We start from the raw sequence: 12,065 nt of genomic DNA on the forward strand, positions 1-12,065 counted from the left end.
CCCATTGTCCAATATTCCCCACTGCTGCCTCCCGTAGGAGTCTGGGCCGTGTCTCAGTCCCAGTGTGGCTGGTCGTTCTCTCAAACCAGCTAAGGATCGTTGCCTTGGTGAGCCGTTACCTCACCAACTAGCTAATCCTACGCGGGCCCATCCTATAGCGAAATTCTTTCCCCTTTCGGGCGTATACGGTATTACTCCAAGTTTCCCTGGGCTATTCCGTACTATAGGGAAGGTTCCCACGTGTTACTCACCCGTCTGCCACTCCCCTTGCGGGGCGTTCGACTTGCATGTGTTAGGCCTGCCGCCAGCGTTCGTTCTGAGCCAGGATCAAACTCTCAAGTTGAAAGTTTGGATTCTGGTTTTGGCTTGGAAGTTAATCCAAGGAATCATCTGCGTAACGGGCACCTTCACAACATGATCTTCACCTCGGTTGCCCGAAGCAAATATCACGGTGATGGTATTGAAACGCAGATGTTCTCCAGAGTCTGTTTGACTTCAGTCTTGCGACCGAAATCCGCCAGGACCCCGCCGTCTGCGTTTCCCTTCCTTCAAATTCAATTGTCAAAGAGCAAACTTGAGAACACAAATTCAACCAGCGGCGAACCGCCAGGTTTTTCCGAGACGACAGAGGCTCGACCGGTGACCCGGCTTGAAGCCTCAGAGTTTCGAGAATTTGATGCCCTGCAAGGGCGGCGAAGCAGTGATGCTCACCAACGAGCCCCCTTTAAACAACATCACGGCTCGGGTGTCAACACTCGTTTTAAAAAAACTTCGTATTTTTTAACAGAGGCAGAAAACAAAGCGATATCAAAGCGATATGAAACGCCCACCGCTGCGCTCAACGTCCGTTTCAGCGCCCCTGTGCGATTGTGCGCATCTGCCTTGATCGCGCCCCGATTATTCCACAACCTCGCAAAGCGGTTATTCGCGGCCTTCCTAAGGGGACGGACGGATGCGAACTCACGTATGAATTCGCATGGATGCGGAATTTGGTTACCGGGCCAGCCAAACCGAGATGTTTGGCGCCCGCACGCCGGCGATCCTCGCGAAACGTTAACAAGCCTGGCAGGGCTGTGGGGGACTGCTGCGGGTGCTTCAGCGTCGTAGGAAGGATTTGGACGCGACCGAGCGTGCTTTCGCGCTCGAGGACGACACGCGTCTGCTTCCGACAAACGCTTACGCCGGCCGCGGTGGCAGCTTTTTTAAGCACATCTACGAGCAGGAAAATCCCGAACCCCGCGCCGGCGGCCGCTTCCGTTGGATCCTCAGCACGTGTCTCGCCGCCACGATCGGCGCTATCGCCATTCTCGTCGTCGTCTATGGCTCGTCCGACAATGAGGTGGCCACCGATGGATTATTGCCGGCTCTGAAAAGCATCGGCGAAGGTGCGCTCGCGCCACAGTTCACGTTGACGCCGAAGAATGCCGGCGGCCTCAAATGGATCATGCCGAAGGCCGACCGGCTGCAGCTGACAACCGGCGCACTGTCGACCCGCTACATCATCCATGAATCGACGAAGAGCCGCCGCGACAGCCGCGAGTATGTCCGCCAAAAACCTTATGCCCGCATCGTGACACGTCTGGCGCCCGTCCCCACCAACGAAAACAGAGAAATCCCGACCTTCAATCCATTCAAGCTCTACGGCAGCGGTAAACCGGCCGACACCGACGAAGACGCCGACGAGACCGCAGGCAGCGGATTGTCCCGCTCCGACGTATCGGTGAAAGTCGTTGAGCTGCTTGGCGGCATTCTCCCCGGAGAGGATGGCCAGGAACTCGACACGCAGGAAGTCCAGGACATCGTCGAGCGCAGTGTCGACGGCGCGACCCACGCAGGCTCCGGCGACGGCGAACCGCTCGACGGCGTCTCCGGAGCGACAGCTGCGGCCAGCTCGACGATGGCATCCAATCCGTGGCAACCGGCGGCGTCGACGACCGACAGCCTGAACACAACCGACATCTATAAATCTCCCGATACAGCGGACGAGTCATCCGACGACATCGAAGGCGGCGAGGTGATTGTCGTCAAAGTCGGTCCCAAGGACACGCTCGCGAAAATTCTCGCCAAGGCCGGCGCTCCCGAATGGGACGTGCACAGCATGATCGAGGCTGGCCATTCGATTTTCCCTGAAAATGCGCTCATTCCGGGGCAAGAAGTCCGCATCACGCTGGTTCCGTCTCTATCCGATCCGAACAAGAAGGAACCCGCTCGCTACTCGGTCTTCTCCGATGGTCACGATCATCTCGTGACCGTCAGCCGCAGCGCCGCCGGCGAATTCATCGGATCTTCGCAGCCGCCTTTCGACGCCGAGCTTTCGCAGCTGGCAAAGAACGACGGCGGTGATCCGCAGAACGCCAGCCTCTATGCCGCCGTCTACAATGCGGGTCTGACGCAGGGCCTGCCGCAAGACACGATTACGCAAATCTTGCGGATCAACGCCTTCGATACCGACTTCCGGCGCCGCGTTCACCCGGGCGACTCGCTGGAAATGTTCTTCGACATGAAGGACGACCAATCGACCGAAGGAAACCCCGGCGAACTTCTGTATACCGCGATCAGCAGCGGCGGTACGCTCTACAAATTCTATCGCTTCAAGTCCGCGGACGGCGTGGTCGATTTTTACGATGCGGACGGCAACAACTCGAAAAAGTTTCTGATGCGCAAGCCGGTTCGCGGCGACGACGTGCGCCTGACCTCCGGCTTCGGCGTCCGCTTTCACCCGCTGCTCAATTCGCGAAAGATGCACACCGGCGTCGACTGGGCATGCTCGACGGGCACACCGATCATCGCCGCCGGCAACGGCACGATCGAAGAGGTCGGGCGCAAAGGCTATTACGGCAACTATGTCCGCATCCGGCATGCCAACGGCTATCAGACCGCCTACGGCCATATGAGCCGCTTCGCCGACGTTCATCCGGGCATGAAGGTGCGCCAAGGCCAGGTGATCGGCTATGTCGGATCGACGGGCCTATCGTCCGGACCGCACGTGCATTTCGAAGTGCTGGTCAACAGCCGCTTCGTCGATCCGATGTCCATTCAAGTGCCGCGCGAGCGGAAGCTCGAAGGCAAGGATCTCGCCGAGTTCGAGAAAGAGCGCGCCCGCATCGAAGAGCTGATGCACCGCGCGCCGGTCATGACCGCAAACAAGTAGTCACCGTCTCTCCCACGCCATGGCCACTATCCGAGCCATCCAGGATCACAGGTAACGCTTGATCGCGTGACTCTGGCTGGCCGGGTCAAGCCGGCCATAGAGTGAGTGTGCGCAGTTCGCCGGATCAGTCCCCTCTCTCGCGCGCAGGAAAGGTTTACTCCGGACTCAGCATCGGCGCGCACTTCCATCCCCTCACCCCGCACGCGGGGAGAGGGTTAGGGTTAGGGTGAGGGGCAGCCGCTTGCACGATCGTCCGCGCCGGCCTCGAGCTTCATCCCGGCCCGCGCTCACACCCAACCCGTCGCGTAGTAGAGCGCGATCACGAACGCGACCGCGAGCGTCTTGATGCACGTGATCGCGAAAATATCCTTGTACGCCTGCACGTGCGTCAGGCCCGTCACCGCCAGAAGCGTGATGACCGCTCCGTTATGCGGCAGCGTATCCATGCCACCCGATGCCATCGCCGCGACGCGATGCAAGACCTCGAGCGGAATGCCCGCCGCATTCGCCGCCGCGATGAACTGATCGGCCATCGCCCCGAGCGCGATGCTCATGCCGCCCGACGCCGAACCCGTCACACCCGCGAGCGTCGTCACCGTCACCGCCTCGTTGATCAGCGGATTGGGAATGGACTTCAGCGCGTCGGCGATGATGAGAAACCCCGGAAGCGCGGCGATGACGGCGCCGAATCCATATTCCGATGCCGTGTTCATTCCGGCGAGCAGCGCGCCCCCAACCGCGTCCTTCGATCCTGCCGCGAAATTCACGCGAACAGTCCGCCACGCACACGCGACAACCATCAGGATGCCGAGCAGCAGCGCGCCTTCAACAGCCCAGATCGCCGTCATCGCGCCGACATCGGCGGTAACGGCTTTGCCGCCCGGCGTCAGAGCGGCCTCGAATTTCTCACCGTAAACGGCAGGGATCACCAGCGTCAGCAGCTTGCTCGCAACGCCGACGATCACGAGCGGCAGGACGGCGATCAGCGGGTTCACGCCTTTCGCGCCAGCATCGGCTGCGGCCACCGGCTCATTCAAATGATGTTCGCCATACCCCTCGCCGCTCGCGAAAGCCCTGCGACGACGCCAGTCGAGATAGGCCATCCCGAACGCCAGGATGAAAATCGACCCAAGCGTGCCGAGCACGGGCGCCGCCCACGCCGTCGTCCGGAAGAATGTCGTCGGGATAATATTCTGGATTTGCGGCGTTCCCGGCAGCGCATCCATCGTGAACGTGAACGCTCCGAGCGCGATCGTCGCCGGGATGAGCCGCTTTGGAATGTTCGAGCTGCGGAAAATTTCGGCTGCGAACGGATAGACGGCGAATACGACGACGAACAGCGACACGCCGCCGTAAGTCAGCAGCGCCGCGACGAGCACGATCGCGAGCATCGCCCGTTCGGCTCCGAGCAGCGCAATCGAGCTTGCAACGATGGCGCGCGCGAATCCGGAGATCTCAATCAGCTTTCCGAAAACCGCGCCGAGCAGGAAAACCGGAAAATAGAGTTTTAGAAATCCGGCCATTTTCTCCATGAAAAGCCCGGAAAAGACCGGTGCCACGGCGTGCGGATCGGTGAGCAGCACCGCGCCCATCGCAGCCACCGGCGCGAACAGAATGACGCTATATCCGCGATAAGCGGCAAGCATCAGGAAGACGAGCGCACCAATAGCGATCAGCAGGCTCACGTCGACCCCTCAAATCAGCGTGATACGAAATTAGCCGCTATAGCGAACGAGCGGCACAAGATTTTGCAGACGGTCGCCCTCGGCCGCCAGATCGCGGCCATGCGGCCACAGCACCGCGACGCGCCCTTTAATTTCGAACCGTCTGAGCACAACGAAATCGTATCCGCATGCGCCGTAATTGTCGCCGCATCCGTGCGTTAACAAACTCGAATCATCGACGATGCTATCGTTACGCAAGATTCGCTTGCACCAGCGAAAGAGACGGAGGGGATCCAGACAATGAAAACTTTTGCACGAGTTGCGGTTGTTGCTGCGGGCGTCATCCTCGCGCCGATGGCCGCTAGCGCAGGCGAGCGCGTCACCGACGCAGCCTTGGGCGGGCTTGCGGGCGCCGTCGTATTCGGTCCGGTGGGATTGGTGGCGGGCGGCGTGATCGGTTACACCGCCGGTCCGAGGATCGCCTGCAAAATCGGCGCAAAACGCTGCTATCGCCGCTCGCACGCACGTCGCTATCGGCGCTAGAAAAACGAAAGTCGCCAGCTCACCGACCGCTTGTAGGATGAATAAAAAACGCCAGGGTTGAGCCCTGGCGTTTTCGTTTTAAACCCGTCCGCGTCTTGCGACGCTTACCACCAGCACAAGCCGATGCAGTACGCATACGGCCGGCGATGAGCGTAGCCGTAAGACGGACGCGCATAAGAACGATAGTAATAGTGGCGACGGCCGGAGTAGCCATTGCGCCAGGCGCGATGCTGCCGCCAGTGGCGATGACGCCAATGACGGTGGCGCCACGTGCCACGATGCCAGCGATGATGATGACGCCAGCCGCGATGACCGACGTTCCCGCAACGGCGATAGCCGTCACGCCACCAGCAGCGATAACGAACGTCCTGAACGGCGCCAGCCCCATCTGTCTTCAACGCGAGAAGCCCAGTCGGAAGCTGCGCGGCGCTCGCGCGCGGAGCAAAGCCCCCAAATGCGAGCGTCATCGCGCAACAGAGCGCGACAAGCGAAAGCAATTTTCTCATACGAAATACCCCTTCTAGACCAAGCCTGCCGTCCGCATTGCCCCGTTCCAACGGCAGGTCGGGTTGATACTGCATCTGAGGGGTAAGGGCACAACCCCAAATCCAAGGCGAACCGTCGACTTGCAGCGACTTGCGCAGACGGTGTGGCAAGTGCGCGCCACCCGGCTCCCGCTAGACGTTAGATGCTCGCTCAATCCCGGCCGCTCACCAGGCGCAGTTGTATTTCTGGATGCTGGGCTCTTTCTTCACTTCCTCGATCGTGAAAGCGCACATGATGCCAAGCGCGGTCGGATCACCCTGATTGAGATCGTCCGACATGCCGAGCGTCGCGCGCAATGTTTTGAGGAATATGCGCGCGTCCTCCTGATCGTCGCCTTTGAGGCCGTCGATGCACTGCTGAAATTTTTCGAAGAACGCCTTGCATTCGGCGACGGCATCTCCGGCCTGCACCGGATTGCCGAAGAGCATTGCGACGGCGGCGATCAAGGAAATGGAAAGACTGCGCATGGGCGGCTCCGATCAAATCGCTCCGCGCCTCATTACCCGTTCGCCCCGCTAGCAGCAAATCCCTCGCATACCAATTTCTCCCGGCGGCCCTGCATGCTCCGACCACTCATCACCCACAGCACGAGCTGATCCGCTGGAGTAGGCGGGGGGATTCAGGGACGGAGGCGGGATAAGTTTTCACACCGCGATCGCACTCGCGGTTAACGCGGCAAGCCCGCACCGACGGCACAGCGTCGCGCTTGATCCCGGGGAAGTGAACGTGCGACGCTTTCAGAAACCAGCAACAACGTCGACCAGTATGAAAGTCCCCTCTCCCTGCATAGACGTCTGCAAGTTCAAGCACGCCGGATATTGCATCGGCTGCGGCATGAGCAAAAAGCAGAAAAAGAAATTCAAGCGGCTCGACGGACGAAAGGCCAAGCTCGCGTTCATCGAGGCTTTACGCTTGCAGCAGCTCGACATTGGTCTCAAGGCCAATTGGGAACGCGCCTACCGTCGCCGCTGCAAAAAGAAAGGCGCCGCGTGTCCGCTGGATCGGCTCGATGCACGAGCCGACTCTCACACCCCGTCCCTATCTCCGCATCCGGAACTTTTGGTCTGAACGCAGTCCTGCTTTTTCTCCGGCCCTGAACGCTCCGACCGCTCATCACCCGCAGCACGAACCCACGACGTTAGTCAGCGTAGCGAGATGCGCGGGAGCATGCGGGAGGCGGAGATAGGATTTCCATTCAAATGTGATTGCCTCCAACTGAATCGTTCCAATTCTGCGAAGGCCTTACTGCAAGCGTTGAATAAGCATGGACCAATAGTATTCGGCGGCCCCTTCAAACGTGAGTTTGACCTCATCACGACCGCCAAAACGCGACATGCCCATCAGAACTTTAAGGAACATGGTTTGATCGTCAGCTTCGACAGTCAAACTTTCATTGAAGCTGTTGGATTGCTTCCTCGCGTTGCTGGAATACGTGATGCCATTGTCAATCCAACCACCGCAAGCGATACGGCACTCTGAAACTGTCTTGCCGTCCTGATAGATAATGGCAGTGAAGCTGTGCGTGTCGATCCGACGAAATGTGGTTTGAAGGCCGTCATTGCGCATCTGTAATTCTTGCAGTGATCCCTCAAAGAACCGCGACAGATACTCAAATGCCGCGTCAAGATAACGATCCTTGTCGGCGTCAGTGAACTTCTTTTTTATCCGAAGATTACTGGAGCGAGGAAGGTCAGCCGAAGGCAATATCCCAACACTAGTTTCTCTGAGCCCAGTTTTATGGCTCGAGATGGGAGATGACACAGCAATATTGTCTACAACAGCTCTAATAGCCCTGCTGACGTCCAAAAACGCTTCGTCACGGTCAGGCCATGAGCTAATTGGTCTTCCATCTTTCGGCGACGCCATGAGTTTTCCAAACGGCGTGCCTTGCCAGTCACACGGACGCAATATGACCGGAATAACGCGCGCTTCCCGCATCTCATGCCGCTCTAGGGCACGATTCATTTCGATATCGTAGCAATAGTCGGAAGCGATAAAGTCGGGAGAAATCAGAAGCAAAATAACGTCGGCGCGTTCAAGCGCATTGCTAATCTGGCTATCAAATTCATCGCCCGCCAGAATACGTCGATCATGCCAAGTATCGATAACGCCCTGCCGCTTGAGATTCGCCAAATGTACTTCAAGCTGGTCGCGAAGATCCTCGTCCTTATGAGAGTATGAGAAGAATAGCGTGGCCATGGCGGTTCCAGACTAGACCTTCGGTATGAAGGAAAACGCTGCCAAAGGTGACATCTTCTCGTGCGCTTTATCTTCTAAACGCAAGGTCCATTTCGAAAATATCGTGGCGTCGTTCGGGTCCGGCGCAGACGCTAGCTTCCCTGAACTGAAATGGTAATGGATGCACCGAAAGCCCGGATCAGCCAGGCGCAGCTGCCAATCCGAATTCTTGAGCCAGATGCAGCCAGGAATTTCGTAAAGATTTCGAGGCCGCAATTCCACGACCGCAGTGTGGTCGATCTCGACGCAATAATCCAATCCGTAGGACAGAACCGTCTGTTCGTAAGAAACCTGAAATAATTCGGGGCTCGTTGGATTTTCCTTACCCGGTAGAGTGATAAGGAACCGGTTGTTGTGCTCCCCTTCACTCGCTACCAAAGCAACCCCTGGTCCGTTCCGGAAATGAAAGCGTACAAGCTCTCCCGGTTGACACGCGCTCAACGACTTCATGGTGGCCGGCGGGGAAATTCTCAATATCGCCTCCGAGTATCCAAACATGGCGAGTATATGAGATTCGCGTTCAAACTGCTCCCGAATCATTCCCCAGCATCGACGAACCTTCGCGCGCACCCAGTGACGCATTTGGAAAGTCGCCTACCCGACTTCCTAATAAAAAAAAGCGACAATGCCGTCCCGGCGACCGGTTGCGCGAAGCGCAGTCGCCGAGACTTGATCTACGCAAAGAAAGAATCCGCGATCCCGCGCGGGCGGCCGGCTCCCCGATAGGGGAGTCGCCCGCGCCATCAATCAAGTCGCGGCCTTCACCGGCCAGCCGTTGATCGTCAGATCGCCGTCGCGCACGGACACCACAACCGTGTCGCCGTCCTTGACGCCGCCCGCCAGGATTTGCTCGGCGAGCGGATCCTGCACATGGCGCTGGATAACACGCTTCAGCGGTCGCGCGCCGTACGCGGGATCGTAGCCGCGGTTCGCAAGCCACGTCTTGGCCTGCTCGTCGAGTTCGATCTTGATCTTGCGATCGACAAGCAGCTTCTGCAGGCGCGCCATCTGAATGTCGACGATCTTCGTCATCTCGCTCCGCTGCAGACGGTGGAACAGGATGATGTCGTCGAGACGGTTCAGGAACTCGGGCCGGAACTTCGTCCGCACCTCCGCCATCACCTCCTCGCGCACGGCTTCGGTGTCTTCGCCTTCCTTCTGGTTGACGAGATAGTCCGCGCCGATATTCGACGTCAGCACGATCAGCGTGTTCTTGAAATCGACCGTGCGGCCCTGACCATCCGTCAGGCGTCCGTCGTCAAGCACCTGCAAGAGCACGTTGAAGACATCGGGATGCGCCTTCTCGATCTCGTCGAAGAGCACGATCTGATAGGGCCGCCGCCGCACCGCTTCGGTCAGTGCGCCGCCTTCCTCGTAGCCGACATAGCCCGGAGGCGCGCCGATCAAGCGCGAAACCGAATGCTTCTCCATGTATTCCGACATGTCGATGCGGATGAGCGCCGTGTCGTCGTCAAAGAGATAGGCGGCGAGCGCTTTCGTCAGCTCGGTCTTGCCGACACCGGTGGGGCCAAGAAACATGAACGAGCCGATCGGCCGGTTCGGGTCCTGCAGTCCGGCGCGCGCACGTCTGACCGCCGTCGACACGGCGACGACCGCTTCCTTCTGACCGATCACGCGCTTCGACAGCGCATCCTCCATCTTCAGAAGTTTGTCGCGCTCGCCTTCGAGCATCTTGTCGACCGGCACACCCGTCCAGCGCGACACCACGCCCGCGATCTGATCCGGCGTGACGGCTTCCTCCACCATCGCGCCTTTGCCTTCCTGGGATTCAAGCGCCGCGAGCTGCTTTTCGAGTTCGGGAATTTTGCCGTAACGAAGTTCGCCCGCACGCGCGAGATCGCCCCTGCGTTGCGCCTGCTCAAGCGAGTTGCGCAGGTTGTCGAGTTCTTCCTTGATCTTCTGCGCCGAACCGAGCTTCTGCTTCTCGCTCTCCCAGCGCGCCGTCATCGCCTTGGACTTTTCCTCGAGATCCGCAATGGATTTCTCGAGGCGGGCAAGGCGATCTTTCGACGCCGAGTCCGTTTCCTTTTTCAAGGCTTCGCGCTCGATCATCATCTGCATGAGATCGCGATCGATCGCATCAAGCTCTTCAGGCTTTGAATCGACCTGCATCCTGAGGCGCGACGCCGCCTCGTCGACAAGATCGATGGCCTTATCGGGCAGAAAGCGATCGGTGATGTAGCGGTTCGACAAAGTCGCGGCCGCGACCAGCGCGCTATCGGTGATGCGCACGCCGTGATGCAGCTCGTACTTCTCCTTCAAGCCGCGCAGGATCGAGATCGTGTCCTCGACCGTCGGCTCGGACACGAAGATCGGCTGGAAGCGACGGGCGAGCGCCGCGTCCTTCTCGACGTTCTTGCGATATTCATCGAGCGTCGTCGCGCCGACGCAGTGCAGTTCCCCGCGCGCCAACGCTGGCTTCAAGAGGTTGCCCGCGTCCATCGAGCCTTCGGTTTTGCCCGCGCCGACGATGGTGTGCAGTTCGTCGATGAACAGGATGATGTTGCCGCCCTCGGCTTCGACTTCCGAGAGAACCGCTTTCAAGCGCTCCTCGAACTCGCCGCGATATTTGGCGCCCGCGATCAACGCGCCCATGTCGAGCGACAGCAGCTTTTTGTGCTTGAGGCTTTCCGGCACGTCGCCCTTGATGATGCGCAACGCCAGACCCTCGGCGATCGCCGTCTTGCCGACGCCCGGCTCGCCGATCAGCACGGGATTATTCTTCGTGCGCCGCGACAGCACCTGAATGGTGCGGCGGATTTCTTCATCGCGCCCGATGACCGGATCGAGCTTGCCCGTCGCCGCGGCCTCGGTGAGATCGCGCGCGTACCGCTTCAACGCGTCATAAGCCTGCTCGGCATTCGCGCTGTCGGCGGTGCGGCCCTTGCGCAGATCGTTGATCGCGCCATTGAGCTTGTCCGCCGTCACGCCCGCGTCGCGCAGCGCTTTCCCTGCGTCGGTCGACGTATCGAGCGCCAACGCCAATAGAAGACGTTCAGCGGTGACGAACTTATCGCTGGCCTTATCCGCGAGCTTCTCAACGGCATCGAATAGCCGCGCCGACTCGGGCGACACATAAACGCCACCCGAACCGCCTGTGACTTTCGGCTTCTTCGCAAGCGCCGCTTCGACGTTGCGGAGCGCGACACGCGAGTCGCCGCCCGCTCGCTGGATGAGACCGCTTGCGAGCCCTTCCGGGTCGTCGAGCAAAACTTTCAGGAGATGATCGGGGGTAACCTGTTGGTGATTTTCACGCAGCGCGAGCGATTGTGCCGATTGGACGAAACCCTTCGCGCGATCCGTGTAGCGTTCAAAATTCATGACTGACCTCCAGCGCACGCCCCCCGCCCGTCAGGCGCGAAAGACATGCCATTTTTATTCCCACCTCGAGCGCCGCCAAAGACCCAAATAAAGGCATCCCTCTCCGCGCCGTACATTGGCGATATAGGAATCCAGCACAGCATGAAAAAGAGGCTGAGGCGGGCGAAAGCCGAAAGATGATCCGCGGCATGTCGGACGGAGCCAAAGGACGGCTGCCTCGAAACCCCTAGTCAAATCTCGTTAAGGGTTCGACGCCGGAACCGATAGAAATCGCAGCGTTAACCCAAACGCAGGCGCCACCGAACATCAAAGTGGAAAAGCCGGAATCCGAATATGGAAGCCGGACTTGGGAGGCCAGACTTGAGAGGCCAGACTTGAGAGGCCAGACTTGAGAGGCCAGACTTGAGAAGCCAGACTTGAGAGGCCAGACTTGAGAGGCCAGACTTGCGAGGCCAGACTTGAGAGGCCAGACTTGAGAGGCCAGACTTGAGAGGCCAGCCTTGAGAGGCCAGACTTGGGCGCCCCCCGGCGCACGCCCGCTTGGGCGTCCGCAACGACCGTCAACAGCCATGCCTCTCGCA

10 protein-coding genes and 1 rRNA gene are annotated in these 12,065 nt (G+C 59.3%); 3 read left to right on the forward strand and 8 right to left on the reverse strand.

The annotated features are described in order from the left end of the window. Positions 1-343, reverse strand: a 16S ribosomal RNA gene (locus tag WC026_RS16560); the annotation flags it as partial. 747 nt (positions 344-1,090) lie between these two features. On the opposite strand from WC026_RS16560, the gene WC026_RS16565 reads away from it, so the two are divergent. Beyond that, complete coding sequence (locus WC026_RS16565) at positions 1,091-3,151, forward strand: M23 family metallopeptidase (RefSeq protein WP_372712113.1); 2,061 nt, start codon at positions 1,091-1,093, stop codon at positions 3,149-3,151. Between the two features lie 287 nt (positions 3,152-3,438). Here the strand turns inward: WC026_RS16565 and WC026_RS16570 are convergent, their stop codons facing one another. Then, positions 3,439-4,836, reverse strand: coding sequence for a GntP family permease (locus tag WC026_RS16570; protein ID WP_372712114.1), 1,398 nt, complete (start codon positions 4,834-4,836; stop codon positions 3,439-3,441). A 30-nt stretch (positions 4,837-4,866) separates the two neighbouring features. Then, a complete protein-coding gene (locus WC026_RS16575; protein ID WP_372712115.1) occupies positions 4,867-5,073 on the reverse strand; it encodes a hypothetical protein in 207 nt (68 codons plus the stop codon). A gap of 42 nt (positions 5,074-5,115) precedes the next feature. Between WC026_RS16575 and WC026_RS16580 the strand changes: the two genes are divergently transcribed. Continuing rightward, entirely contained in the window at positions 5,116-5,358 is a 243-nt protein-coding gene (locus WC026_RS16580; RefSeq protein WP_372712116.1) for a hypothetical protein, read from the forward strand. A 104-nt stretch (positions 5,359-5,462) separates the two neighbouring features. Here the strand turns inward: WC026_RS16580 and WC026_RS16585 are convergent, their stop codons facing one another. Together WC026_RS16585 and WC026_RS16590 are read right to left on the reverse strand one after the other, a co-directional pair. After that, positions 5,463-5,864 (reverse strand): hypothetical protein, encoded by a 402-nt coding sequence (locus WC026_RS16585; RefSeq protein ID WP_372712117.1) that lies wholly within the window; start codon positions 5,862-5,864, stop codon positions 5,463-5,465. Between the two features lie 204 nt (positions 5,865-6,068). Further along, positions 6,069-6,371, reverse strand: a complete 303-nt coding sequence (locus WC026_RS16590) for a hypothetical protein (protein WP_372712118.1) — start codon at positions 6,369-6,371, stop codon at positions 6,069-6,071. A gap of 367 nt (positions 6,372-6,738) precedes the next feature. Between WC026_RS16590 and WC026_RS16595 the strand changes: the two genes are divergently transcribed. Further along, positions 6,739-6,972, forward strand: a complete 234-nt coding sequence (locus WC026_RS16595; protein ID WP_372712119.1) for a hypothetical protein — start codon at positions 6,739-6,741, stop codon at positions 6,970-6,972. Positions 6,973-7,146: 174 nt separating this feature from the next. On the opposite strand, the gene WC026_RS16600 is transcribed toward WC026_RS16595, so the two are convergent. From WC026_RS16600 to clpB, 3 genes are all read right to left on the reverse strand, one after another. Next, positions 7,147-8,103: a toll/interleukin-1 receptor domain-containing protein gene (locus WC026_RS16600; RefSeq protein WP_372712120.1), complete on the reverse strand. Its 957-nt coding sequence runs from the start codon at positions 8,101-8,103 to the stop codon at positions 7,147-7,149. Between the two features lie 12 nt (positions 8,104-8,115). Continuing rightward, complete coding sequence (locus WC026_RS16605) at positions 8,116-8,724, reverse strand: hypothetical protein (protein ID WP_372712121.1); 609 nt, start codon at positions 8,722-8,724, stop codon at positions 8,116-8,118. 165 nt (positions 8,725-8,889) lie between these two features. Further along, positions 8,890-11,484, reverse strand: a complete 2,595-nt coding sequence (clpB, locus tag WC026_RS16610; RefSeq protein WP_372712122.1) for an ATP-dependent chaperone ClpB — start codon at positions 11,482-11,484, stop codon at positions 8,890-8,892. Positions 11,485-12,065: the final 581 nt, after the last annotated feature.

Source organism: Hyphomicrobium sp. (assembly GCF_041674905.1).
Taxonomy (GTDB): Bacteria; Pseudomonadota; Alphaproteobacteria; order Rhizobiales; family Hyphomicrobiaceae; genus Hyphomicrobium_B.

Excerpts from the sequence above, each read along its gene's own strand:
- WC026_RS16580 (WP_372712116.1), top strand. The coding sequence starts at position 5,116 with ATGAAAACTTTTGCACGAGTTGCGGTTGTTGCTGCGGGCGTCATCCTC.
- WC026_RS16585 (WP_372712117.1), bottom strand. The coding sequence starts at position 5,864 with ATGAGAAAATTGCTTTCGCTTGTCGCGCTCTGTTGCGCGATGACGCTC.
- WC026_RS16590 (WP_372712118.1), bottom strand. The coding sequence starts at position 6,371 with ATGCGCAGTCTTTCCATTTCCTTGATCGCCGCCGTCGCAATGCTCTTC.
- WC026_RS16595 (WP_372712119.1), top strand. The coding sequence starts at position 6,739 with ATGAGCAAAAAGCAGAAAAAGAAATTCAAGCGGCTCGACGGACGAAAG.
- WC026_RS16600 (WP_372712120.1), bottom strand. The coding sequence starts at position 8,103 with ATGGCCACGCTATTCTTCTCATACTCTCATAAGGACGAGGATCTTCGC.
- WC026_RS16605 (WP_372712121.1), bottom strand. The coding sequence starts at position 8,724 with ATGCGTCACTGGGTGCGCGCGAAGGTTCGTCGATGCTGGGGAATGATT.
- clpB (WP_372712122.1), bottom strand. The coding sequence starts at position 11,484 with ATGAATTTTGAACGCTACACGGATCGCGCGAAGGGTTTCGTCCAATCG.